Annotated in this window: 20 protein-coding genes; 9 read left to right on the top strand and 11 right to left on the bottom strand. The window is 65.7% G+C overall.

The features are described 5' to 3' along the window. Positions 1-191: 191 nt before the first annotated feature. From ACMGFE_RS00505 to ACMGFE_RS00480, 6 genes are all read right to left on the bottom strand, one after another. Positions 192-1,379 (bottom strand): ABC transporter ATP-binding protein, encoded by a 1,188-nt coding sequence (locus ACMGFE_RS00505; protein ID WP_436922977.1) that lies wholly within the window; start codon positions 1,377-1,379, stop codon positions 192-194. A 6-nt stretch (positions 1,380-1,385) separates the two neighbouring features. Then, entirely contained in the window at positions 1,386-2,345 is a 960-nt protein-coding gene (locus ACMGFE_RS00500; RefSeq protein ID WP_436922976.1) for a carbohydrate ABC transporter permease, read from the bottom strand. After that, positions 2,342-3,340: a carbohydrate ABC transporter permease gene (locus ACMGFE_RS00495; RefSeq protein ID WP_436922975.1), complete on the bottom strand. Its 999-nt coding sequence runs from the start codon at positions 3,338-3,340 to the stop codon at positions 2,342-2,344. Before ACMGFE_RS00495 ends, ACMGFE_RS00500 begins: the two co-directional genes overlap by 4 nt. A 237-nt stretch (positions 3,341-3,577) precedes the next feature. After that, positions 3,578-5,053, bottom strand: coding sequence for an extracellular solute-binding protein (locus tag ACMGFE_RS00490; protein WP_436922974.1), 1,476 nt, complete (start codon positions 5,051-5,053; stop codon positions 3,578-3,580). Between the two features lie 144 nt (positions 5,054-5,197). Beyond that, complete coding sequence (locus tag ACMGFE_RS00485) at positions 5,198-6,049, bottom strand: DUF8054 domain-containing protein (RefSeq protein WP_436922973.1); 852 nt, start codon at positions 6,047-6,049, stop codon at positions 5,198-5,200. A gap of 223 nt (positions 6,050-6,272) precedes the next feature. Further along, positions 6,273-7,340, bottom strand: coding sequence for a TrmB family transcriptional regulator (locus tag ACMGFE_RS00480; RefSeq protein WP_436922972.1), 1,068 nt, complete (start codon positions 7,338-7,340; stop codon positions 6,273-6,275). Between the two features lie 139 nt (positions 7,341-7,479). Here ACMGFE_RS00480 and ACMGFE_RS00475 point away from each other — a divergent pair, with 139 nt between their 5' ends. Then, a complete protein-coding gene (locus ACMGFE_RS00475; RefSeq protein ID WP_436922971.1) occupies positions 7,480-8,217 on the top strand; it encodes an IclR family transcriptional regulator in 738 nt (245 codons plus the stop codon). Positions 8,218-9,004: 787 nt separating this feature from the next. On the opposite strand, the gene ACMGFE_RS00470 is transcribed toward ACMGFE_RS00475, so the two are convergent. Further along, positions 9,005-9,574, bottom strand: coding sequence for an NADPH-dependent FMN reductase (locus ACMGFE_RS00470; protein ID WP_436922970.1), 570 nt, complete (start codon positions 9,572-9,574; stop codon positions 9,005-9,007). Positions 9,575-9,830: 256 nt separating this feature from the next. Between ACMGFE_RS00470 and ACMGFE_RS00465 the strand changes: the two genes are divergently transcribed. From ACMGFE_RS00465 to ddh, 3 genes are all read left to right on the top strand, one after another. Then, complete coding sequence (locus tag ACMGFE_RS00465; RefSeq protein ID WP_436922969.1) at positions 9,831-10,610, top strand: DUF7260 family protein; 780 nt, start codon at positions 9,831-9,833, stop codon at positions 10,608-10,610. 210 nt (positions 10,611-10,820) lie between these two features. Beyond that, entirely contained in the window at positions 10,821-12,032 is a 1,212-nt protein-coding gene (locus tag ACMGFE_RS00460) for an MFS transporter (RefSeq protein ID WP_436922968.1), read from the top strand. 160 nt (positions 12,033-12,192) lie between these two features. Beyond that, a complete protein-coding gene (gene ddh, locus ACMGFE_RS00455; protein ID WP_436922967.1) occupies positions 12,193-13,122 on the top strand; it encodes a D-2-hydroxyacid dehydrogenase in 930 nt (309 codons plus the stop codon). A gap of 33 nt (positions 13,123-13,155) precedes the next feature. On the opposite strand, the gene ACMGFE_RS00450 is transcribed toward ddh, so the two are convergent. Further along, on the bottom strand, positions 13,156-14,121 hold the full coding sequence (locus ACMGFE_RS00450; RefSeq protein ID WP_436922966.1) for an NADPH:quinone reductase: 966 nt from the start codon (positions 14,119-14,121) through the stop codon (positions 13,156-13,158). 116 nt (positions 14,122-14,237) lie between these two features. Next, entirely contained in the window at positions 14,238-15,191 is a 954-nt protein-coding gene (locus tag ACMGFE_RS00445; protein WP_436922965.1) for a ferritin-like domain-containing protein, read from the bottom strand. Between the two features lie 1,431 nt (positions 15,192-16,622). On the opposite strand from ACMGFE_RS00445, the gene ACMGFE_RS00440 reads away from it, so the two are divergent. Both ACMGFE_RS00440 and ACMGFE_RS00435 read left to right on the top strand, forming a co-directional pair. Then, complete coding sequence (locus ACMGFE_RS00440; RefSeq protein WP_436922964.1) at positions 16,623-17,828, top strand: enolase C-terminal domain-like protein; 1,206 nt, start codon at positions 16,623-16,625, stop codon at positions 17,826-17,828. Positions 17,829-17,830: 2 nt separating this feature from the next. Then, positions 17,831-18,862 (top strand): TIGR03560 family F420-dependent LLM class oxidoreductase, encoded by a 1,032-nt coding sequence (locus ACMGFE_RS00435; protein WP_436922963.1) that lies wholly within the window; start codon positions 17,831-17,833, stop codon positions 18,860-18,862. A gap of 103 nt (positions 18,863-18,965) precedes the next feature. On the opposite strand, the gene ACMGFE_RS00430 is transcribed toward ACMGFE_RS00435, so the two are convergent. Both ACMGFE_RS00430 and ACMGFE_RS00425 read right to left on the bottom strand, forming a co-directional pair. Beyond that, positions 18,966-19,223 (bottom strand): hypothetical protein, encoded by a 258-nt coding sequence (locus tag ACMGFE_RS00430; protein WP_436922962.1) that lies wholly within the window; start codon positions 19,221-19,223, stop codon positions 18,966-18,968. Between the two features lie 107 nt (positions 19,224-19,330). Then, positions 19,331-19,534 carry a hypothetical protein gene (locus ACMGFE_RS00425; protein ID WP_436922961.1) on the bottom strand — a complete coding sequence of 68 codons (204 nt, stop codon included), beginning with the start codon at positions 19,532-19,534 and terminating at the stop codon, positions 19,331-19,333. Positions 19,535-19,908: 374 nt separating this feature from the next. Here ACMGFE_RS00425 and ACMGFE_RS00420 point away from each other — a divergent pair, with 374 nt between their 5' ends. From ACMGFE_RS00420 to ACMGFE_RS00410, 3 genes are all read left to right on the top strand, one after another. Further along, complete coding sequence (locus tag ACMGFE_RS00420) at positions 19,909-21,570, top strand: ABC transporter substrate-binding protein (protein ID WP_436922960.1); 1,662 nt, start codon at positions 19,909-19,911, stop codon at positions 21,568-21,570. 87 nt (positions 21,571-21,657) lie between these two features. After that, positions 21,658-22,653 carry an ABC transporter permease gene (locus ACMGFE_RS00415; protein WP_436922959.1) on the top strand — a complete coding sequence of 332 codons (996 nt, stop codon included), beginning with the start codon at positions 21,658-21,660 and terminating at the stop codon, positions 22,651-22,653. Next, complete coding sequence (locus ACMGFE_RS00410; RefSeq protein ID WP_436922958.1) at positions 22,640-23,782, top strand: ABC transporter permease; 1,143 nt, start codon at positions 22,640-22,642, stop codon at positions 23,780-23,782. Before ACMGFE_RS00415 ends, ACMGFE_RS00410 begins: the two co-directional genes overlap by 14 nt. Position 23,783: the final 1 nt, after the last annotated feature.

Below are 23,783 nucleotides of genomic sequence, written 5' to 3'. Positions count from 1 at the left end.
CGTTCGAGCGGCGGTCGACGCGGTCCAGACTCGACTGTCGAGCATCTGGCGCCGCAGACGCGCGCGGTTCCACGCCGACAGGGAACGCCGTGCGACGCGACAGTCCGGTCCAGGAGGATTCGCCCTGACCCGGGCGTCGAGGCTCACAGAACGGGAGCGATCGGCGCCGAGAATCGAACGCGGCCCCGCGGTCAGTCGACCTGTGCGCTGTCTTCGCCACCTTCGGTCGTCGTGGCCGCCTGTCGCACGACGCCGTGGGAGAGCGCCTCACCGGTCGCCACGTCGAACAGGTGGAGTCGTCCACGGTCGAGGACGATCTCCGCGGACTGGTCCTCGCCGATGTCGGTGTCGGGATCGACGCTCATCAGCAGTCCCGCCCGTTCCTCGGCGTCGCCCATGCCGGAGCCGGCGGCCTGCGCGAGCGACTTCAGGTAGACGAAGATCTGGTCGCCCATCGGCTCCAGCACGTCGGTCTCGACGGCGATGGAGTCGCTCGGATCGATCGCCTCCTCGCTGTTCTCGGTGAGATACACGTCCTCCGGCCGGATACCCATCTCGACCTCGTCGCCCTGGCCGACGCCGTCGACCGTCGCGGTGTCGAACGAGACGCTGTAGCCCTCGGCCTCGAGCCGGTCGCCGTCGACCGTCGAACGGACGAAGTTCATCGACGGCGAGCCGATGAACCCGGCGACGAAGCGGTTGGCCGGCTCGTTGTAGCACGTCAGCGGCGGCGCGATCTGCTGGAGTTCCCCCCTGTTGAGGACGGCGATGCGGTCGGACATCGTCATCGCCTCGGCCTGGTTGTGCGTGACGTAGATGATCGTCGTGTCGAGCTGTTTGTGGAGCCGCTGGAGCTCCGTCCGCATGTTCACGCGGAGTTTGGCGTCGAGGTTGGCCAGCGGTTCGTCCATGAGGAACACGTCGGGCTCCCGGACGATGGCGCGGGCGATGGCGACGCGCTGGCGCTGCCCGCCCGACATCTCGTCGGGCATCCGGTCGAGCATCCCCTCGAGCTGGACGACCCGAGCGGCCTCCTCGACGCGCTCGTCCATCTCCGCTTGAGGGAAATCGCGTAGCCTGAGCCCGAAGGAGATGTTGTCGTAGACGTCCATGTGCGGGAACAGCGCGATGTTCTGGAACACCATCGCGATCCCCCGGTCCTTGGGCGGGAGGTTCGTCACCTCGCGGTCGCCGATGAGTATCTCGCCCGAGGTGGGTTTCGTGAGGCCGGCGACCGTCTCGAGGGTCGTCGACTTCCCACACCCCGACGGGCCGACCAGGCAGACGAACTCCCCGTCTTTCAGGTCGAGGTTCATCTCGTTGACTGCCGTTACGTCGTCGTAGCGTTTCGTGACGTCCGTGAGTCTGACTCGTGCCATCTGTGGTTACTCCTTGAGTGCTCCTTGCGTGAGCCCGCTGATGATCTTCTCCTGTGCGACGACGACGAGGATAGCGACCGGGACGATCGCCACCAGGCTCGCCGCCGCCTGGAGGTCGTACCGCGTCGTGTACCGCGTCTGGAACGCGAGGACGCCGTTGACGATCGGCGCCCACTCCGAGGCCCTGTCACCGGTCATCAGGAACGAGAAGAAGAACTCGACGTAGGTCGTGATGAACGTCAGGATGCCGGCGGTCGCGACGCCGGGTGCGGACAGCGGAACGATCACCCGGAACAGCGCGCCGATCCGCGTCGTCCCCTCGATCCGGGCGGCGTCCTCCAGCCCGTCCGGGATCTGGGCGTAGAACGTCGTCAGGATGAAGATAGCCAGCGGCATCGCGAAGGCGCTGAGCGGCGCGACGACGGCGCCGGGCGTCCCGTACAGCTCGACCGGCAGCGTGAAGATCCCGAGGATCGGCACCTGCTGGTTGAACGCGCGGAAGAGCGGGATGAACAGCGTCGCCGGCGGGAAGAAGCTGAGCACCAGTAGCGAGAACAGCAGCGGCGTCTTGCCCCTGAACTCCAGGCGCCCGAAGGCGTATCCCGCCAGGCTCGCGACGAGCAACACGATGACCGTCACCGACGTCGCGTAGAAGAGGCTGTTGAACATGAAGCGGGCGAACGGGACCTGCTGGAAGATCACCACGAACGCCGACAGGTCGATCTGGTTTGGGATCAGCGGGATGTTGCTCTGTCCCGGTTCCGCCATGGCGACCGCGAACAGCCAGTACAGCGGGAACAGCGTCGTCGTCAGGAGGACGCCGCCCAGGAACACCAGCATCACCGCGTAGGCTTTCTCCGGGTTTCGTATCCAGTCGTCCGCCCAGCGTCCGATGCGTGACTTCGACTCGTCGGTCTGGTCGACGAACGTCTCCGCGTCTTCGTGGTCTTGTGCGTCGATACTCATGCGAGATCCAGGTTCTGGTTACTCATTTTGATGAACGCGAGGTACACCGAGATGAACAGTCCGACGACGATGGCAATCAGCACGCTCGCGGCCGCCGCCGAGCCGTACAGCGCGGACGACCCGAACATGAACTGTGTGACCAGACACGTCATCGACGGGACAGTGGTACAGCCGACCCCCGTCGACTCGATGACGCCGTAGACGCGTAACGCGCCCATCGTCCGGAACAGCATCGCGACCATCAACACCGGGAACACCAGCGGGAACGTGATGTACCGGAACCGCTGCCAGCGCGACGCACCCATCACGTCGGCCACGTTGTACAGGTCCTGGTTGACGCTCTCGAGCCCCGCCAGGATCAACAGCGCCATGAACGCCGAGGTCTTCCAGATGTCGGCCACCGTCACGATGACGAACCCGTCGAAGGTCGTGTTGAGCGGCAGGCTCGAGAAGATCCCGAGATTCTGCAGCGGCCCGGTCAACAGGCCGTAGCCCGGCCGGAACATCAGGAAGAAGATCATCCCCTGGATGACGATCGGAATCGCCCACGGGAGGATGATGAGCACGCGGACCGCGCGACGACCGCGGTACTCCGCCTTCATCAACATCGCGTAGAGGAACCCCAGCAGCGTCTCCCCGACGACGCTGAGGATCGCGAACAGGAGCGTCATGAAAAGCGCCTGTTCGAGGACCGGGACCTGGAACGAGGGGTCGAGGAACGTCGCTGGCGCGAGTGCGTTCGTGTCCGTGAGCAATCGGACGTAGTTCTCCAGGCCCGCGAACCCACCGATCCGACCCTCGCCGACCACCTGGTCGGCGAAAAACGACATCCTGATCGCCGAGCCCAGCGGCCAGAAGGCCATCAGCAACAGTATCAAAAAGCCCGGCGCCAGCAACAGGTACGCGTAGGCCTGTTCGCTCAGGTTTTCTGTCCACGTCCCGACCCGTGTGACGAGACCGCCGGTATCGCTCCGGTGTCCCCGATCAGCCGCCATGTGCAGCGATCCCTCCACGGACGGGTCCCTGTCGTTGTCGGACGACCATGACAGAATGCTCAGAATCCAGCTACTTCAATGTAGTGGTCAGATGGGCGTCCTGACAGCCCTCACAGCGGCTCCTCCGGGCCGCTAGCGACGGGGCCGCGCCGACTCAGTGCCGGCCGAGACGGTGCTGGGTCGGCCGGTCGCGACCGGCGACGGCAACGGCGTGCCTGCGCCGATACACGGTGGTCGTTAGCCGCTGGCCTGTTCCTCGATGGCCTTGATCTGCTCCTGCATGGCGTCTGCCGCGTCCTGAGCCGACTTCTCCTTTCGAATCGCCGCGTTGACTTCCGAGGAGATAACCTCCCGCTGGTTCGGCCACACCGAGGTAGTCGGTCGCGGGATCATGTTCTCGCCGGAGTACGAGAGCGCCTCGAAGTACGGGCCGTACGTCTCGTGTTCCTCGACGTAGCTGAAGACGTCTGCCTTGCCCGGCAAGAGCCCGGTCGAATCGAGCTGGTGCTTGTAGACCTCGTCGTTGAACCAGGCTTTGAGGACCTCCTTGGCGGCCTCCTTGTTGTCGCTGTGGGGGTTCATCGAGAGGACCCAGCCGCCCTGTGCGTGCCAGGAGCCGTTCGGTCCCTTCGGCAGCGGCATCACGCCGAGTTCGGCGTCGGACCCCTCGAAGGCGCTCGCGGACTGGCCGATGGCGTAGGTCCAGTTGCGCAGGGCGACCGAGTTGGCCTCCTCGGCGAACTGGGTGAGCGTGTCGGGTTCGATCCAGCCGGCGACCTCCTGGGGGGAGACGCCCTCGACGTCCATCGGGGACTCACCCTCGCCGTGGATCAGGTCGCGGGCCAGTTCGATCCCGTCGACGGCCTTCTCCTCGCCGATGGTGACCGGGCGGTCACCGATCGGGCCGAAGAGGTTGTCCGGGCCACCGAAGAAGGCGCCGCCCATGCTCGTCAGGAACTCGTTGAAGGTACAGCACGACAGGCCGACGTAGTTGTTGCCCTGCCAGAGGTGGCCGTAGTCGACGTCGGCCTCCGCGTGGGCCTCGGCGACGATCGACGAGAACTCCGCCCACGTCGGCGGGTCGGTCTGCCACGTCGAGAAGTCCTCGTCCGTGTAGCCGACGTTCCTGAGCAGGTCCTTGCGGTACTCGATCGCCGGGAAGTCCGGGAACGCCGGGATCGAGTAGAGGTCGCCGGTCTCGGGATGCTGGCCGGTCTCGACCATCGACTGGACGCCCTTGTCCTTGACGTTCTGGATGAACTCGTCGTCCATCTCCTCCTCGAGGTTGACCAGATCGCCCCGGACGATGAACGGGATCGTCCACCCGTTGTCCGTCATCACGAGGTCGGGGTCTCGCGCCTCCGAGTCCAGCGCGATCTTGAGTTTCTGCTGTTTCCCGCCGGTCGCCTGCGGTCCCGTCGTGTGCTTGATGTCGATCGAATCGGGGACGCCGGCGTCGTGAAGCACTTGGTTGTCGAAGTTGTCCTTGTGATTCTGTCCCGAGTAGATCGTGACCGTCCCGCCGAGTTCGTCACCGGTCGTCCCCATCGGGGTGCTACTGGTACTGCCGCCGTCACCGTCGCCACCGTCGCCACCACCGCTGCACCCGGCGAGTCCAGCAGCGCCCGTGGCGCCGATGGCCTTGACCATGCGACGCCGCGTGATACTGCTCTTGCCACCTCTATCCGATCCACGTGAGTCACTATCGACCATGCACGTTTCACGTATCCTTTACAATATATAAAATTAGGGGTCGCGCCCGGTCGCGTGCCGACCGCACGTTGCGGGCTGGGACCGGCCAGCGCCGCGGCAGAACTGTAGTAACGGGCCCGATCCGGTCGAGACGCGGGCCGGTCGTCAGGCGTCGGGGAACGTGTAGATCGCCTCCTCGCAGTCCGGGCAGCGAGAGACCGGCCGCGGGTCGGCCTTCTGTCCGCCACAGCAGTCGGCCGTCGACGACTCGACGAGCGCAGTTCCACAGACCGGGCAGTCGTCGAGAAACGCCCTGAGCGCTTCGGCCGCGGTCGCGCGCGTCGCGTCGTCCAGTTCGACGTCGGCGTCCGCGAGGGCGCGGACCGCTGCGACCTCGGCGACGACGACCGGTCGCGAGAGTAGCACTTCGTCCTCGTCCATCACGGAGTCGCCGCTCCCAAGCTGTATCACTTGGTCGCCGTCGACCTCGTGGACCGCCGCGTCGGGATCGCCCGGCGCGGCCGCGACTGCGGCCGCGGCGAGTCTGTCCCCCGGTGCGTCCGCGAGCGCGTCTCTCTCGCTGGCCCACGCGTCCGCGAACGACCGGGAGAGCGAGAGTTCCACCCCGTCGGCGACGAGCACTCCCCCCGTGATCAGCGTCTCCAGGACCGCGTTCGGGTCCGACTGGTCTGCGCCCCCCAGCGAGCCCCCGTCCGCGACTGGCCGGTCGTCGCCCGACGGCCGTTCGAAGTCGACGGGCAGTCGGTCGGCGATCCGGGGGGCAAACCGGGGCGTGTACGGAACGAGATACCCGCGGAGCCAGATGATCGTGGCGCCGACCGCGACCGCGCCCGCTGCCGCCCGAACGGAGACGATCCCGACGGACGCCGCCACCACACCGAGCAAGAGCGCGTTGAACGCGGTACACGGCCAACACCGGTTCGGTCCCGTGTACTCCGGCCGTCGGACGAGGTCGACGACCGTCATTCGGCCGCCCTCCCGCGTCGTCTCGACCATCGGCTTCGACCCACAGTTCGCTCGACGGTCACCGACGCGACGCGGGCCACCGACGCGACCCGAGATCGAGGCCCCCGCCCGTCGACAGGCCACGAGCGCGCTGCTTGCGAGGAGGTGTCGTCCATACCTCTCCGTTTCGCCGTACCCGTCAAAAAACTTTGCTGGTGGTACCGCTCCGCGACCCCCGCCGGGGTGACGCCGGTCCGCGACCCCCGTCGGGGTGTCACTCGATACTGGTGATCGTCATCTGGATGGCACGGATGTCTTCGAGGACGGCGCCGTAGCCACCGACGGTGTACTCCTCGCCGTCAGCTCGGATCTTCAGCGCCGCCTGGATGAACTGCTGGGCGAACGTCACGTCGCGGTCCTGGTAGATGTCGGTGTAGAGCACGTCGACGACTTCTCCTTCGACGTCGACCGTTTCCCTGCTTTGCGTGTCGATGCCCTCGACGCGAACGAAGACGCTCTCGTCGTCCGTCCGGAGCGACTCGACGTCACGGATGATCTCTCGGATGCTCACGTAGGTCGTCGTCACGCCGATCGACTCGGAGTAGAGGGTGTCCCACGGTTCCCACAGCTGGATCTGGAAGTACCAGTGGAGTATCGACGTGAGCGTGTTGTCGTTGGCGACGAGCCCGTACTCGCCGTCCCACTCGTTGTCGACGGCCAATACGCCGACGGAGCCGTCGACGAGCGCGACGAAGTGCATCGTCGACTCGCACCGGCGCACCTCCGAAGCGATCTCCGGAAAGAGCCGGGGGATCTCCCCGGCGTGGTCGCCCGTGCCGGCCTGGATCGCGATCCGGACGACGACGCCGCGATCGACGGCGTCACGGAGTGTGTCCGCCATATCGACCAGTTTCGTCGTCGAGACACAGAGGTGCACGGCGTGGTCGGCGGCGTCGATTCGGGCCGTCGCCTCTCTGACGGTCGCCGCGTGGGTCTGGAAGACGCTGATGTCCGTGTGCTCGAATCGAGGCCGTTCCCACAGCGTCTCCAGTCGGTCCGCGGCGTCGCTGAGTTCCTCGGACCAGTCGCGGAGTTCGTCGACGGCCGGCGTGACGTTGGCGATGCGCGCACGGAGTGACCCCTCCTCGTAGGTCTCGACGTACCCCGCTCTCTCGAGGTCCCTGAGCACGTCGTACAGTCGCGATCGCGGTACCGAACAGACGTCGGTCAGTTCCGCCACCGACGCGTCCCGCAGTCGAAGCAACCCCAGATATGCCTCCGCCTCGTAGCCGGAGAAGCCGGCGTCGGCGAGCGCCCCTTCGAGGTCGTCGAGGTCGTCCATATCCCATGCGAGGCGCCACGAAGCATAAAACCGGCCCCCACTGCCCTGCTGTCGTCGAACAGGTTCCGGCGGCAACCACGCTCGCCCGACACGTTCGAATATAGCGAACGCTTATGGGCGTTCGAACGAACCGTCGAGTATGCCAGCCGACCGGGTCAGCGCGACGGTGACGTCGATCGAGGTGCTCGAATCACTCCGGCAACGGGGGACTGCCGGGGTCACGGAGATCGCGAACGACATCGGTGGGTCCAAGGCGAACGTCCACAAGCACCTCGCGACGCTCGAGGACGCTCACTTCGTTCGGTCACACGACGGCGAATACCAGCTCGCACACCGGTTCCTGGAGTTCGGACTGGCCGCGAAACGACACGAACCGGTCTACCGCGCGGGCGTCGACAATCTGGCGAAACTCGCCGACGTGACCGGTGCCACCACGGTCCTCGTCGTCCGAGAAGGACGCGAAGCCGTGTACCTCCACACGGTCGTCCCGGTCGGTCAGGTCGGGGCAACGGCACTCGAAGGGCAGCGGGCACCGCTCCCGGACGTGCCCGCCGGACTCGCCATCCTGTCGTCGTACCCGTCGGGGACGCGCCGGTCCCTCGTCGATGCGACCGTCGACGAGCCGGACCGCGTCGAAGACATCCTCGACCGCCTGGACACCGCCGAACGAGAGTCCGTCATCGTCACTGGGTCCGACGAGAGCGCGGGCCCGGAAGCAGTGGCTGCACCCGTGACGGACGACGGAGAGCCCGTGGGCGCTGTCGGTCTCCGGGAACCGACGGCCGGAACCGAGGGGCCACGCGTCGAAGCAGACCTGCGGAAACTCGTTCGCAACACCGCAGGGACGATCTCCAACCGGATCGCGCTCACGGAGTGACCGCGCCTGTCGTTCACTCACTTCGAACGTCCGGCGCCCGGTCGCCGGATCGACCCATCACACCCACGAATAATTGTGAAGGATCCCCCGAACTGGTCCGTTTCGAACGGATCAGATGGACGTTCTTTGTTGCGACAGTAGTAACAACTCACGTGCGGGATACTATCCAACGGAGATTACGGACGTATGGTTGTAATCCCTTCCCGGATCGACGTCTCGGCGTCGCTTCGCCGAATCGACAGCGCCCGACACACTGCTGCGGGTGCGGTATCCATTGCGTCCATGAGCGCCACGCCAACCACGCTATCTTACGAATCAGAATTATGTATTCAATTTCGATAAGTCTGGATCGGTCGGAACCTGTCTCAGACGCCCCGGCATTGATTCACGAATGGATACCGACGATTTTTCTCCCCTGGTAGCCTCGAATCGGCAGTCTCGAGATGGAAGCCACGATATTCATGGAATCATTTGGATCGAGGGCAAATATTCGGAGTAGGGAAAAACAAATTCGTCTAAATCATTTGTATTACACATTACTCCCCATCAGAGTGTTGGATTGTCAGATTATCGGGATGTGTGACCCTGATAGAGTATACTATTGCCGATTGTATAATTCATCGTTCTATTACTGTATCTGGTATTTTTCGACGGTGATCCCGGCGTCCATGCGGTCCGGAGCCGCAGGGAGGGAGTTGTGCCGGTCGAACGTGTGATCGTCCGGACGCTGCGGACGCTCGATCTGATCTGCGGACCAGTGTGGTCTAGCGGCTACAGCCAGCCCCGATCAGTCGTCGGACTCGGCGGGCACCGCGGGGCGAGCGGACGGCTCGACCGGCGCGTTGGCGGCGACCTCGCGGCCGAGTTCCCGGAGCCGGTCTTCGAGGCCGGGTTCGGTGATCGACTCGCCGTCGAACTTGTCGTAGGCGCCGCGGATGCCGACCTGCGTGGGAACCGTCCAGCCGTGGACCGAGCGGACGACGGTCCGCAGGTGGTCGAACGTGCTCGCGTAGCTACCGCCGCCCGCGGTCGCGACCAGTCCGACGGTCGTGTCGGTGAACTCGTCTTTGCCGCAGTAGTCGAGCGCGTCCTTCAGCGTCGCCGAATACGAGCCGTGGTAGACCGGCGAACCGAGAATGACTGCGTCGGCCTCGCGAACGCGGCGCTTGAACTCGGTGACCGCCTCCCCTTCCTCGGCGTCGGGGTCGAACGGGGGCAGGTCGATCGTCCGCAGGTCCAGCAACTCGGTGTCGGCGCCGGCGTCGGCCGCCGCGTCGAGGGCGATACGGAGGGCGCGACGGGTGTAACTCCCCTCGCGGCGGCTACCGCAAATGGCGACCACGTCAGGGCGGGTCATGTACATCGATCGGGGCACGACCCGAATAAAGGTTCGCTGAACGGCGTTTTGGTAGGCGTTCCGATAGCTTCCGGGGCCGTGGTCCCGATGGCACGGGCGGGGCGGGGCGGGGCGGGGCGGGGCGGGGCGGGCGCGAACGAGGCGGACCGGCGTCCGGGCACGGGCGCTATATACGGGTACGTCACGGTATAGATGGCTCATAGCAACCGATTACCCGTCCGGGCGGGCGGATCCGGCACGGACTGCCCGACAGCACATGACAGCCTCGAACCCCTCGCCCCTCCGGACGGCGATCGATGTCGTGGACAGGGAGATCCAGTACGCGACCGACGAACGCGCGGCGTTCGACCGGTTCCGCGCTCGCCTCTCGAACGTCGATCCGACGCCCCCTAGCGTGACCTGCTCGACCGCGGGAGCCGGCGTCGCGACCATCCCCGCGGCGGTGTCGACGCGCGGTGACCCGGGGCAAGCCGCCCCGCTCCGGGCCGTCAGGACGGCCTACCGAGACACCGTGATGGACGTCCCTCACTACGAAGCGGAGTACGGCGACACGCTTCGCGCCAGCCTCGCCTCCGAGTTCTGCCCGGAAGTGGCGACCCAGGTGGTCGACGGCCGACAGTTGACCCGGCCGCTGTACCGCACGCTCTGGGGCGGTAGCGAGTCCGCCAGCGACGACCGCGAGCGGTTCCGCCGCGCGCTCGAACGCGAGCGGGAGTCGCTCCTCCAGGTCGACGGTGCGCTGGCCGACTGCGACCGGCGGCTCGCCGAGATAGAGGCACAGCTCGACTGCGCGTCGAGCGAGCGGCTGAGCCGGCTCGACGACCGGCTGGCCGACTTCGAGGCGACGTGCGCCGACCTCGCCGACGAGCGCCAGGCGCTCGTCCACGGCCGGCCGGACGTACACCTCTCCGGCGTCGCCGGGACGAGCCTGGTTACCTTCCTCTACGGCGGGTTCGAGACGCGCTGCCCGGCGCTGTCGGCGGTCGCCGACCGTCTGCGGCGGATCCGCGACGACCGGGCGCGCTGCCTCCGGTGAGCCGCGCGGTCCGTGACCGCGGCGCAAACGGGAAACATCGGCCGGGAACGAGGGTTTCAAACGCCCGTGGAAGCGACCGGGGAACGTGACCTCCCGAACCGGTATCGTCGCCCGTCCGCGCGCGGACGGTCCGTCCGAGTCGTCGTCGGCCCGGCGACCGCCGTCCTGCGGCCGAAGCCCGCCCTCCCGCGGCCGGAGTCTGCGGTCGCCATGAGCGGGTCGACCGCGGGCGCGACCGGGGCCGGTCGAACGGTCCCCCGGGGACGCGCGGGCGTGTTCGTCTCCATCTGCGCCTTCTCCTTTCTGGTGAACTTCGGGCGGATCGCCTTCGCGCCCCTCGTGGACTACTTCATCCGATCGGGCGTCAGCCCGGCCACCGCGGGACTGGCCGCGACGGCCGTCTGGGTCGGCAGCGCGCTCCCGCGGCTCCCGACGGGCTACCTGCTGACGAAGGTCGCACGCCACCGCGTCCTCGTCGGGATGGGACTGTTCCTCGCCGCGGCTGCCGGATTCACCGCGTTCTCGCCGGACATCCGCGTCACCGTCGCCGGCGCGCTGTTCGTCGGTCTCGCCTCCGGCGTGTTCTTCATCGCCGCGAACCCCCTGGTCAGCGAACTCTACCCCGATCGCGTCGGGCTGGCGGTCGGACTGCGGGGGATGTCCTCGCAGATCGCCGCCGTCACCGCTCCCTTCCTCGTCTCGCTCGCCATCGCGATGGGATCGTGGCGCATCTCGTTCCGCGCGCTGGCCGTCCTCGCGCTCGCGCTGACGGTCGTGTTCGTCTTCGCGCTCCGGCGGGCGGACCTGCCCACGGCCGGCGTCGAGGACCGGGACCTGCTGGGGGCCATCCGCGCGCAGTGGCACCTCGTCGCCGCCGGCGTCGTCTTCGTCGGCTTCACCGGCTTCGTCTGGCAGGGCGTGTTCAACTTCTACGTCACGTACCTCGGCGCGAAGGGCATCGCGACGGGACCGGCGAACACGCTTCTGACCGTGACCTTCGCCGCGGGCGTCCCCTCGTTCGTCGTCGCCGGCCGCCTGGCCGACCGCTTCACGTACCTCTCGGTCCTCCTCGGGATCCTCGCCGGGTTCGTCGTCACGCTGCTCGCGTTCACGCTCGTCACGGGCTGGGTAGCCGTCGCCGCCGTCTCGATCGTCATGAGCCTGATCGTCCACGGGCTGTTCCCGGTGGCCGACGCCTACCTGCTCGACTCGCTGCCCGACGAGAACCGAGCGAGCGCCTATTCGGGGTACAGCGCGGTCATGATGCTAATGCAGGCCCCGGGGAGCGTCGCGGTCGGCTCGCTCGCCGAGTTCGGCCTCACCTACTCGGGCGTGTTTCGCGGCTACGCCGTCGTCGTCGGCGTCGTCACGGTCGCGATGGCGGCGCTCGCACGCGCCGGACGGCTCCCGACCGGCGAGTGACTGGCGAGTAACCGACCACTGACCGGCCAAAAACCGGTGAGTGATCGGGGGAAGCCACTGCTGACCCGCTCCCACCGGGGAGCGAGCGGCGTGTCGCCGGCACCGTTCGGGGGGCGAGTTCGGAGCAAACGTTACTGTCCGACGCCGAGTAACCCGGCACATGCAGATCGACCGGATCGGAATCGACGAATCGGTCGCGGCGGTGTTCCCGCCGGAGCCGCTCGCACAGCGGCTCGTGGAGGCCGCGGTCGACGTGACGATCGTCGACGGGTCGCCCGACTCGCTCGCCGACTGCCAGGCCGTGGTGACGCTCGAACACCGCGACTCGTTCCTCGACCTCGAGTGGGTCCACTCGATCCAGGCCGGCGTCGACCGGTTCCCCCACGACCGCTTCCGGGAGGAGGGCATCGTCCTGACGAACAGCACCGGCATCCACGGCGACGCCGTCGGCGAGACCGTCGCCGGGTTCGTCCTCGCGCTCGCGCGGCGCCTCCACGAGCACGTCGCCCACCAGACCGAGCGCGAGTGGTCGCGACCCGACTGGGACGACGGCTGGACCGTCGCGGACGAACGGGCCTGCGTCGTCGGCCTCGGCGGCCTCGGCCGCGGCATCGTCGACCGTCTGACCGGTCTCGGCATGGACGTGGTCGGCGTCCGCCGGTCGCCGCTGCCAGAACCCGGCGTCGACCGGGTGTACACGGTCGAAAAACTCCACGAGGCCGTCGCGGACGCGCGGTTCGTCGTCCTCGCCGTCCCGCTGACCGACGCGACCCGCGAGTTGGTCGGTGCCGAGGAACTGGCGGCCATGCGGGAGGACGCCTACCTCGTCAACGTCGCTCGCGGCGGCGTCGTCGACCAGCAGGCGCTGGTCGAGGCGCTCCGGGACGGCGAGATCGCCGGCGGTGCCCTCGACGTCTTCGAGACCGAACCGCTCCCCGAGGACTCACCGCTCTGGGAGATGGACGACGTCATCGTCTCGCCGCACTGCGCGGCCTACACCCGCGACTACTACCGTCACGTGGCCGCCATCCTCGAAGAGAGCGTCCGCCGGACGAACGAGGGCGAGGACCCGGTCAACCGGGTGGTCTGACGGGAGGAGACGGCCGCGGTTTCGACCGGCCGGCTACGGTTCGATCACGAGCTTCCCGAGGAAGGAATCTTCCATGACGGCGCGCTGTGCCTCGCCGGCCTCGTCCAGGCCGTAGGTCCGCGCGAGTTCGATCGAGAGCGCGCCGCGCTCCATGAGGTGGGCCACGCCGCGGAGCGGTACCCGCAGGTCGGGGGTGTTGAACATCGACATGAACTGGTAGGAGACGTCCTTCGAGCGGGCGGCACCGTCGTTCGTGAACGCGGGGTCGGGACTGTTCTCCCCGATGCCGACGACGCGAGCGCTCGTCGCGGCGACGTCGGCGTCGAACTGGAGGTAGTCGTCGAGTCGGTGGTCGAGGACGGCGTCGACGCCGCCAGCGGAGGCCTCCGTGACGGCGTCGGCCAGATCGTCGCGGCGGTAGTCGAGCACGGTCTCCGCGCCCATGTCGGCGAGTTCGTCGTGGTACTCCTCACGGGCCGTGGTGATCACCCGAGCGCTCACGGCGTCGGCGACCTGGACGGCGGCGTGGCCGACGCCGCCCGACCCGCCGTGGACCAGGCAATGCTCCGCTGGGTCCAGATCGGCGTGGTCGACCAGCGCTCGCCAGGCCGTCACCGCCGCGACGCCCGCGGCACCGGCCTCCGCCAGGTCCGCTCCCTCGGGCAGGTGGACGACCCGATCGGTCGGGACGGTCGCGTACTCGGCGTAGGCGCCCTGGTGACCGCCGTTGCCGATCCCCGTTCCGAAGACCCGGTCGCCGTCGTCGAACTCGTCGACGCCGTCGCCGATGGCCGCGACGACGCCCGCGAGATCGACGCCGGGCGTGAACGGCAGGTCGACCGGTTCGTACGATCCGTCGCGGAAGTACGTGTCCACGGGGTTGACGCCCGCGGCCGCGACCTCGACGAGCAGTTCGTCCGGACCCGGGTCCGGACGGTCGACGTCCTCGACTGCGAGCGCTTCGGGACCGCCGTGGTCGTTGAGCCGAACTGCGCGCATATCGGTCGAACGAACGAGCCGAACCGTCATAACTGTGGGCGACGCATCCCGGTCGAACGACGCTTCCGAGCCGGTCGAAAAATGGGGGTGTCGCGGCCGTTTCCGGTCGATCCCCGTTATTCTGATTCGGTCGGGGTATCGGTGGCCGTCGGCGTTTCGGTGGCAGTCGTCGTCTCTGTCGGCGTATCCGTTGGCGTCTCCGTCGCGGTATCCGTAGCAGTATCGGTGTCTGTATGCGTCGCCGTCGGGGTCTCGGTCTCGGTTCCGGTCTCGGTTCCGGTCTCGGTCTCGGTTCCGGTCTCCGTTTCCGCCCCGACGTCGGTACCATCGTCATCCGACACGATGAACTGACTGACGGCATCGAGCACCTCTTGCTGGGAGGCCGCCGAGTCGAAGGCGTCCGGGAACGGCGACGTCCCGGTGACCTCGTTGAAGATGGCGGCGTGGCGCGCCTCGACGCTGTGTATCGACAGCGCGGCGCCCAGCAGGTCGGGACTCTCGATGTACGGTGCCGCACCTGCGTAGGCCGCGACACCGGTGTTCTCGAGGACCTGCCCGAGCGAGAGGAAGTCGCCGACGGTCTCGACGCCGAAGTCGTACGTCCCTTCCGCGGCGGGATCGCCGCCCAGCAGCTCCACGGCCTGCGTGAGCACGTCGACGTGGGCCGCCTCGTGGTCGGCGACCGATTGCACGTAGACGTACAGTTCCCGGCGGAACTCCTCGTTGTACGACTGCAGGTCTTCGGCTTCGACGAAGTCGTCTTCGCTGAACATCTCCGTCGCCTCGCGGTAGAACGCGTCCTCGAGGTGTTCGAGCGTGAGCGCGTAGTTCAGGACGTCGACGTCCGTCCCGTCCACGTCGTCGAACGTGGCCGTCATCTCTTCGGCCATTCCGTCGTCGCCCTCCTGTGCCAGTGCGGCTCCCGCACCGCCGCCGATCGTCAGCAACGCCCCGCCAGCGAGCGCCGTCCTGGCCAGGAATCCTCTTCGGGAGCTGTCCTCGTCCAGCGGCTCTTTCACCGTGGCCGCGATCTGTTCTGCGATCTCGCGCGTCTCATCTGAGTCTGTCATAGGTTCGCTGGAGATCCAGCGTAATCCCGCAAGGAATTCATCCCGTTAGTTATAGACAGGAGTACGAGTAATAAGCCGAGATCCGGTGTGAGTAACATCAAAAATCTCGGGATCCACGCCGACGCTGGCTGTCGACGCGGCGCGCGCGCGGCGCTATCGGCCCGTACGACGTCCCTGGTTCGTTCTGTTCCCGTCGGCGGATTCGTCGCTGACGGTCTCTCGCGTACCTAATCATTAAGGCGCCGAAAACTTCCCTCTCCAACCCCAACGATGAGATGGCTCGTGTGAATGCGAGCCCCATCCCACCACGGATGCACCCCACCCGCGACCCACCCTGTCCACACCCACCCGTTCCCGCGCTCGGGGGAGCGTAGGAACCCACCTTTCCGTCGTCCGCCTTCGCTCCCGCCCGTCCGATCCCGTCGATCACCTGGGCTCCCGCCCATTCGCCGTGCCATACCGTCCCGGTCCCCGCTTTTCCGTCGCCTCGAACCCGACAGCGACGCTTTCTTGCGTCACTCCGTGACACCGAACGAGCCGCGGACACCCTTTACCCACAGTAATGATGGGAATAGTATCATCACGGGGTCCTAAAAAATGAAATACATATCGTGCTAATTCTCGGGAGCGGCGGGAGACTCCCGGTCCGAGTGGAGTCGCCGAGTGGCTATCAAAGCGGTAAGGAGTGCCAATTCTGGGAATTATGGCCGTTTCGATCCCCGCAGGACTGACTCTTGCCCTTCAGCGACACCGCGTGCCAGCCCCGGCGATCCGCTATCGGCCCATATCAGAAATATGCACTTACGTGGCCGAACGACTCCCAATATTCGGTATTTCGGTGACTCCGTCGCGAGCGTTGTCCCACGTCGCTCCAGGCAGCCCTACCACTCTAACACAGTATCTGTCATATATGTATTTTTTATATTTCTCATCGGCAAGCCCCTCTCCCATCCCGTTCGACCCCGGAGGCGGGAGAGGTCTCGTGACCCTAAACATTCGATATTACCGGACATCACCCATAGATTGGAATTACGATACTATGTGTGGAAGGGGTATCAGAGGCGCCAGATGTGCCCGTCTCGGACCCCCGAACCGGCCGGTTTCGACATAGCGATGAGAAGAATGATCTATTTGTCCGGTAATCCCGGAAAGGGATACCCTCGACCTGACCGATATCTGGCCGAGACGGCATCATCGTGCATCGTCCGTGATCTCACGCAAATTACGTTTCGGTAATGCCGGACGTATATCGGAGTCGCTGCCTCGTCACGGACCGGGTGACGACCCCCTGCGGCCGTGACGGCGTGGTCGATTCGCGAGCGGAGCCGGAGCCAGCTAGCCGCGGTGCGGGCGCCGTCGGGCGACGACGGGCACACAAGGATTATATAAAGGTTGTCCGATGTATGGAACGTACGACGGTCAGCAGCCACTATGGAGATTACAGATATCGACGTCACGAGCGTGAGTACAGAATCGTGGGGCGAGTTCGTGGAGTTCCCCCTCGTCACAGTGATGAGCAAGTACGACGAGTACAACAACGCCGACGGGGACAACCCGCAGGCCCGGCGCAAGTGGATGGGGCCGGTCGGCGACGTCGTCGTCGAGGTCCACACCGACGCGGGGATCACCGGCGTGGGCCACGGCAACTGGGCGACGGGCGCCATCGAGACCATCGTCGAGGAGACCCTCTCGAAACTCGTCGTCGGCGAGGACCCCCAGGAGCGCGAACGCCTCTGGGACATCATGTACCGCGCGACGATCCCGTTCGGCCGGAAGGGCGCCGCTATCGAGGCGATCAGCGCCGTCGACCTGGCGCTGTGGGACATCGCCGGCAAGGAGGCCGACAAACCCGTCTACGAACTGCTCGGCGGGCCCACCAAAGCGGAGATCCCCTGTTACGCGAGCAACCTGCACCCGGTCGACCTCGAAACCCTCGAACGGGAGGCCATCGAGTACGTCGAGAAGGGATTCGACGCGATGAAGCTCCGGTTCAAACACGGTCCCGAGGCCGGCCGCGCTGGCATGAAGGAAAACGAGGAGATCGTGAAGACCGTCCGCGACGCCGTGGGCCACGACATCGCCATCGCCGGCGACGCCTACATGGGCTGGTCGGTCCGCTACGCGAAGAAGATGCTCGACCGACTGGAGAAATACGACATGGAGTGGGTCGAGGAACCGGTCATCCCCGACGACATCGACGGCTACGCCGAGGTCCGCGAGTCCACCAGTATCCCCATCTCCGGCGGCGAGCACGAGTTCACCCGCTGGGGCCACGAGGAACTGCTCGAACGCGGCGCCGTGGACATCCTCCAGCCGGACGTCCACCGCTGCGGCGGACTGACGGAGCTCCAGAAGATCGACGCGCTCGCGAGCACGCACGACGTGCCGGTCGTCCCCCACTCGGGGACGAACCCGCACCTGCACTTCATCGCCGCGTCGACGAACGCGCCGATGGCCGAGTACTTCCCCATCCCCGAGTGGTTCCAGGAACAGCAGGAGGAGAAAGACTCCACCTACGCCGACGCCATCTACGAGCACCCGCCGGACGCCGAGGACGGGGTCATTCCGCTGCCCGACGGGGTCGGCCTCAGTTCCGAACTCAACCGCGAGGCGCTCGACGACTACGCCGTGGAGTGACCATGTCCGACATCAGCTTCGAGTACAACGTGCCGGTGTTCGCTGGCGCCCCCGACGAGGGCAGCGAGCCCGTCCACCGCGACACGCCGGCCTACGAGTCGCTCGACTGGGAGACCACCCTGGAGGGCGTCCGTCGCGCGGAGGAACTCGGCTTCGACGCCGCCTGGGCGCCCGACCACCTGATGCTCGGCCGCGACAACGCCGAGTACGAGTGCTGGACGCTACTCTCCGCGCTCGCCGGCGAGACCGACGACATCGACGTCGGGTCGCTCGTCCTCTGCAACGACTACCGCAACCCCGCGCTCGTCGCGAAGATGGCCGCCACGCTCGACGTCGTCTCGGACGGGCGGCTGCAGCTCGGCCTCGGCGCCGGCTGGCACGAGCCCGAGTACGACGCCTACGGCTGGGAGTACCGCGACGGCTTCGAGCGCCTCATGCGCCTCGACGAGAGCATCCGCCTGATGAAGCGGATGTGGGACACCGATCCCGGCGAGGGCGCCGATTTCGACGGTGACCACTACCAGATCGAGGACGCCCACTGCGAGCCCGGCCCCGTGCAGGATCCCCACCCGCCGATCCTCGTCGGCGGGCAGGGCGAGGAGGTGACGCTCAAACTCGTCGCCAAGCACGCCGACGTGTGGAACACCGACGTGTTCAACGGCGACGTACCGACGCTGGAGCACAAGATCTCGGTCATCGAGGACCACTGCGAGACGGTCGGGCGCGACCCCGCCGAGATCGAGTACTCCTGGGACGGCCACGTCATCTGCACCCGCGACGACGAGAAGTTCGACCGCCTGCTCGACCTGATGACGCCGATCCAGTTCGAAGAGGAGTACCAGGACCAGGCGCCCATCGAGACCGAGGAGGACGCCCGGGAGTACTTCGTCATGGGGACGCCCGAGGAGTGCGCCGAGGCCATCGAGGACCGCGTCGACGCGGGCGTCACGAAGTTCCAGTGCTGGTTCGTCGACTACCCGGACTTCGAGGGCATGGAGCTGTTCGCCGACGAAGTGATGCCCGAGTTCGCCTGACCGCGCTTCGGTTCTGCGCCCGGCCCGGACCCGGGCGGGCCCCTTCAGATCCCGGCGAAGCCGCCCCGTTCGTATGGCGTGAACTGCCCCACGCTTGGGAGACTCAGCCCTTCGACCCGCGCTGGGAGAGGTGGGTGAAGGCGTACGCACCCAGTCCGACCACCACGAGCGCGGCACCCCATATCGGGAGCATCCCGGCCCAGACGCCGCTGCCGAGCACGAATCCGATCGCGATGAACACGAGCCCGGCCACCGCGAGTTGCAGCGAGAAGGACGAGCGAATCGGAGCGAGTACGCCGAGCGAGCGCTGGGGCGGACGTGACGAGTCTGAATCGGGACTCTCGTTGGCGTCGACGGCCATAGAGACGTATCAGCCGATACCCAGATAGTTGTTTCGCCGGGACGGGAACTCGGAACGCCCGGCGCCCGCTCGGCTTCTCGACCGCCGCGTGGGGCCCGGCGAAGCCCTCAGCCGAGGTCGAAAACGTCCCATTCGAAGTAGGAGATGAGCGCGACGAGCGCCAGCATCGTGAGACAGAGGGTAGCGGTCATGGCGGCGACGACGTACGACGCGGTGCCCGGTTCGAGATAGGGGTAGGAAAAGCCCAGCAGGAGCAAGAACAGCACGTTGATCCCGAACACTAACTTCAACACCGAGCGTGTACGGTCCATCGAGGAGCGATACCGAACCGACCGCCAAATAGTTTGTCTCCGTCTCTATGTGGTCCCGTACTAACCAGTCGCCGAGCAGTGTTGAACTGGAGCAATTTTCAGCGAAATTTATTTATAGTAGCCATGGAAAGTACGTTCGAATGTCTGACGATAACAGACACCAAGCCAGATGGCTGAGCCGACGGAGTGCCCTGAAGAGCGGTCTCGCCGGTAGTGCGGCGCTGCTCGCAGGGTGCAGCAGTGATTCCGGCGGTGGAGACGGTGGGGACGGTGGAGACAGTGGAGACGGGGGTACCGGAACGCAAACTGGTGACTCTGTTCAGGAACGCGTCGACAAACGGTTCACCCAGGCACTGCACCGGGGGACCTACAATATGTCCAATGCCTCGTGGAACCCGTACGATCCACAGAGCACGATGGCGAACTTCGACCCGCCGGGGCTGATTTACGATCCGACGGTCGTCTGGTATCACAGCCACAACGAAGGCCAAGGTGTAATCGCGAACGACTGGGAGAAAGAAGACGAAACGACGCTCCTCGTCGAACTGAGCGAGGAGTACGAGTGGCACAACGGCGATCCGGTCACGACCGCGGACTGGAAGACCGACCTGGACCTGATGTTCAGGATCTCCGACATCACCTCGCCGGATTCGAACGCGCACGCCGTCATCAGTGATTACGAGGCCGTCGACGACTACGCGATGCGGTTCCATCTTCACGACGCCTTCAGCACTGACCACGTTATCCAGCACGCCGTCGCTACCGACATGATGATCAAGGAGGACGTGGGCGATCCGTCCTTCGGCGATTGGCGCGACGACCTCATGGACGTGGACGCAGAGAGCGAGGAGGCAACGCAGACCGTCGCCGACTTCCAGGAGTGGACACCGAGCGTCGACGAGGTCGTCGGTAACGGTCCGTTCGAACTCGTCGAAGTGACGGACAGCGCCTTCGTCACCGAAGTGTACGACGGCCATCCCAACGCGGAGAACATCAACTTCACCGAGTACGTCATCGAGAAACACTCCGACCAGGTTCTGGCATTCATGGAAGAGGAGGTCGACGGGATCGGCCTCAATCTGCCCGCTTCGCCGGACGTCATGAATCAGCTGCCGGAGCACCAGAAGATCAACCGGGACTACAACCACGCCTGGTCGCTCCTGTTCAACCTCGGGAACTACGACTGGACCAACTCGCCGGCCGAGAACCCGTCGAACGATCCGATCACGTCCGATCGGCGGGTTCGACACGCTATCTCGTCCGCCGTCGACAAAGAGGAGATCTTCGCGTCGGTTCCCCAGCAGTACGAACTGTACGAGCTGCCGTCGACGTTCCTCAACCAGAGTACGGTCGACGAGGGAGTAGTCGACGTCGAGGGGTACGATTACTACGAGAAGGACAACGAGGAGGCGACGGCGCTCATGGAAGAAGCCGGATACCAGCGAGACGGCGGGACGTGGTACGGCGAGGACGGGGAACCGGCCACGCTCAGGCTGATCGCTCAGTCCGGTACCAGCGTCCAGGTCGACGCGCTCGACTCCGCACGACACCAGCTGGAGGAGTTCGGGTTCGACGTGACCCTCGACGCCGTCGACGAGGCCACCTACGGTGAAGCCCGGCTCAACGGGGACCACGACATCATCTTCGACAACCACCCGATCTTCTCGCTCACCGGGCTGACGTACGTCGGATTCGTCTGGGACTGGTTCGCCAATCTGACCCACGCCGATTACAACAATACGACCTGGGAGATTCCGGCGGAAATCGGAAACCCCGACGCTAGCGAAACGATGGAGATCAACATCATGAACGAAATTGAGCGAATACCTCTCACTGACGGCTCGGAGCCGCTGCAACGGCTAACGTGGTGGTACAATCAGGTACTGCCGATGTACAACTGTGTCGTCGGCCGGGACTACGGTGCGATCAACGCGAGCGACTGGGTCGTCGACGCTCCGGACGCGCTACTGGACAACCGCGTCTCCGAATTCAACCTGGTGAAGATTCCGGACGCGACGCTCGCCCCGAAGCAGTAGGAAGCGGTCCCCCCTTCGACATTTCATTCAGAGAGATAAGATTGGAACTGCAATGACCCCAGAAATTAACGACACGCTATTTAACAGATGAACTGGAAGATACGCAGGGTCGGTCAGGCCGTGTTTACCGTCTTCACGGTGTTGACCCTCTCGTTCGTGATGATACGGATGATGCCGGGCAATCCGGTCGACGCGTTCGTCGCCCGAGTCGGGCCCCAGCTGGAGAACCCGCAGGAGGCCTACGAGCGCGCGGAGATGTACATGAACATCAACCCACAGGAACCCATGCACATCGCCTACGTGAACTACATGGTGGACATGGTGCAGGGCGACATGGGGCGCTCGATGAGCCAGAACGCGCCGGTCGCCGAGATCATGGCCGAGGCCATCCCGTGGACGCTGTTCGTCATGAGCTGGGCAGTTTTCCTCGGCTTCGCAGTCGGCATCTCACTGGGCGCGCTCATGGCCTACTGGGAAGGGAGCAAGTTCGACAGCGCGCTCACCGGCTACGCCACCACCATCACGTCGATCCCCTTCTACGTGCTCGCGCTCTTCCTGTTGATGACGCTAGGCTATCAGCTCGGGTGGTTCCCGACAGGTGGTCGTCGGCCCGAGGGCGTCACCGTCGGGTTCAATCTGCCGTTCATGATGGGTATCATCTACCACGCGACGCTGCCCGTCCTCTCGATGTTCGTCGCGTCGGGCGCGGCCTCACTGACGATGCGTGGGAACAGCGTCCGCGTCCTCGGTGAGGACTACCTGCGGGTCGCCCGGCTTCGTGGCCTCTCCGACCGAACGATCGCCATTCGATACGTCGCCCGGAACGCGATTCTGCCCATGTACACCGGGCTGATGATCGCTATCGGCACGATGTTCGGTGGGGCAGTCGTCCTGGAGGAGATATTCTCGTACAGGGGGATGGGGTACTACATGATCCAGGCCGTGCGAGCGCGTGACTACCCGCTGATGATGGGAACGTTCACGGTGATCACGATCGCCGTCGTGATCGCGCTGTTGATCGCCGACCTGACCTACGGGAAAATCGATCCCCGAGCAGGGAGTGAGGACCGTGAAGCGTTCTGACGACGACCGCCGAGCAGGCGACTCGATCGACGAGTTCGTTCCTGCCCGCCCGGACGAGTCGAGCGACGACGGTCCGGCCGGCGACGACTCCGCTGGGAGCGTCAGGAGCGACGGAGGGACCGTCGGATCGGAGTCTCCGTTCGAAACGACCTCGTCAATCCAGGAAACCCGCGGCGACCGAGTCAAGCGATTCTTCGACGAGTTCTTCCGTACCCCGTGGTCGATCCTCCGGGACGACTGGCGAGCCCTGGCTGGATTCGTGATCGTGAGCATCTACGTGTTGATGGGGACCGTTGGCGTCTACCTGGTGGAGCCGACGTCTCCTGCAGCCGGGCCGAAGTTGGTCGGCGCGTTCCAGACCTCGGAGTTCCCGCTCGGGACGACGTCGGCGGGCAAAGACATTCTCTCGCTCACTGTGCACTCGACGCCGTCGATCATGATTATGATGGCTTCGGGCGCCGTGTTCACGGTCGTCGTCGGGACGCTCTTCGGGGTCGTTTCCGGCTATAAAGGGGGCCTCGTCGACACCGTACTCAGCACGATCACCGACGTGTTCATCAACATCCCCGGGCTTCCGCTCGTGATCGTCCTCGCGACGCTCCTCGAAGCGTGGATCAACAACCCGGTCACGCTCGGCGTGCTGCTGGCGATCGCAGCGTGGGCGGGACTCGCCCGCGCCATCCGATCACAGGTGCTGACGATCCGGAGCGAGTCGTTCGTCGAGTCGGCCCGGGCGATGGACCTGTCGACGAGGTGGATACTCTCGCGGGAGATCGTCCCGCACCTGATGCCGTACATCGTGGTGAACATGGTGAACGCGGCCCGCCGGGTCATCTTCGCGGCGGTCGCGCTGTACTTCCTGGGCGTACTGCCGTTCTCGGACGCCAACTGGGGCGTCATGCTGAACAACGCCTACAGCGCCGGTGCGCTCTATCGGCCGTCGGCCTACCACTGGCTGATCGTTCCGATGATCGCCATCTCGGGTATCGCGCTGGGGCTCATCCTGCTCGCGCAGTCGCTGGACCGCGTGTTCAACCCGCGGGTCAGAGCCCGACATCAGGATACCGGCGACGGCGAGCGGCTCGAACCGGACACCGAGGACGACGCAAGCGACATGATGAACGTATGAT

The organism is Halosimplex amylolyticum (assembly GCF_051414035.1).
GTDB classification, from domain to species: domain Archaea; phylum Halobacteriota; class Halobacteria; order Halobacteriales; family Haloarculaceae; genus Halosimplex; species Halosimplex amylolyticum.
Note: the sequence above shows the minus strand (reverse complement) of the source record. Positions and strands in the feature narration are given on the sequence as shown.

What these genes read in the sequence shown, in the direction of transcription:
- ACMGFE_RS00505 (WP_436922977.1), bottom strand. Translation starts at nt 1,379, where the DNA reads ATGGCACGAGTCAGACTCACGGACGTCACGAAACGCTACGACGACGTA.
- ACMGFE_RS00500 (WP_436922976.1), bottom strand. Translation starts at nt 2,345, where the DNA reads ATGAGTATCGACGCACAAGACCACGAAGACGCGGAGACGTTCGTCGAC.
- ACMGFE_RS00495 (WP_436922975.1), bottom strand. Translation starts at nt 3,340, where the DNA reads ATGGCGGCTGATCGGGGACACCGGAGCGATACCGGCGGTCTCGTCACA.
- ACMGFE_RS00490 (WP_436922974.1), bottom strand. Translation starts at nt 5,053, where the DNA reads ATGGTCGATAGTGACTCACGTGGATCGGATAGAGGTGGCAAGAGCAGT.
- ACMGFE_RS00485 (WP_436922973.1), bottom strand. Translation starts at nt 6,049, where the DNA reads ATGGTCGAGACGACGCGGGAGGGCGGCCGAATGACGGTCGTCGACCTC.
- ACMGFE_RS00480 (WP_436922972.1), bottom strand. Translation starts at nt 7,340, where the DNA reads ATGGACGACCTCGACGACCTCGAAGGGGCGCTCGCCGACGCCGGCTTC.
- ACMGFE_RS00475 (WP_436922971.1), top strand. Translation starts at nt 7,480, where the DNA reads ATGCCAGCCGACCGGGTCAGCGCGACGGTGACGTCGATCGAGGTGCTC.
- ACMGFE_RS00470 (WP_436922970.1), bottom strand. Translation starts at nt 9,574, where the DNA reads ATGACCCGCCCTGACGTGGTCGCCATTTGCGGTAGCCGCCGCGAGGGG.
- ACMGFE_RS00465 (WP_436922969.1), top strand. Translation starts at nt 9,831, where the DNA reads ATGACAGCCTCGAACCCCTCGCCCCTCCGGACGGCGATCGATGTCGTG.
- ACMGFE_RS00460 (WP_436922968.1), top strand. Translation starts at nt 10,821, where the DNA reads ATGAGCGGGTCGACCGCGGGCGCGACCGGGGCCGGTCGAACGGTCCCC.
- ddh (WP_436922967.1), top strand. Translation starts at nt 12,193, where the DNA reads ATGCAGATCGACCGGATCGGAATCGACGAATCGGTCGCGGCGGTGTTC.
- ACMGFE_RS00450 (WP_436922966.1), bottom strand. Translation starts at nt 14,121, where the DNA reads ATGCGCGCAGTTCGGCTCAACGACCACGGCGGTCCCGAAGCGCTCGCA.
- ACMGFE_RS00445 (WP_436922965.1), bottom strand. Translation starts at nt 15,191, where the DNA reads ATGACAGACTCAGATGAGACGCGCGAGATCGCAGAACAGATCGCGGCC.
- ACMGFE_RS00440 (WP_436922964.1), top strand. Translation starts at nt 16,623, where the DNA reads ATGGAGATTACAGATATCGACGTCACGAGCGTGAGTACAGAATCGTGG.
- ACMGFE_RS00435 (WP_436922963.1), top strand. Translation starts at nt 17,831, where the DNA reads ATGTCCGACATCAGCTTCGAGTACAACGTGCCGGTGTTCGCTGGCGCC.
- ACMGFE_RS00430 (WP_436922962.1), bottom strand. Translation starts at nt 19,223, where the DNA reads ATGGCCGTCGACGCCAACGAGAGTCCCGATTCAGACTCGTCACGTCCG.
- ACMGFE_RS00425 (WP_436922961.1), bottom strand. Translation starts at nt 19,534, where the DNA reads ATGGACCGTACACGCTCGGTGTTGAAGTTAGTGTTCGGGATCAACGTG.
- ACMGFE_RS00420 (WP_436922960.1), top strand. Translation starts at nt 19,909, where the DNA reads ATGTCCAATGCCTCGTGGAACCCGTACGATCCACAGAGCACGATGGCG.
- ACMGFE_RS00415 (WP_436922959.1), top strand. Translation starts at nt 21,658, where the DNA reads ATGAACTGGAAGATACGCAGGGTCGGTCAGGCCGTGTTTACCGTCTTC.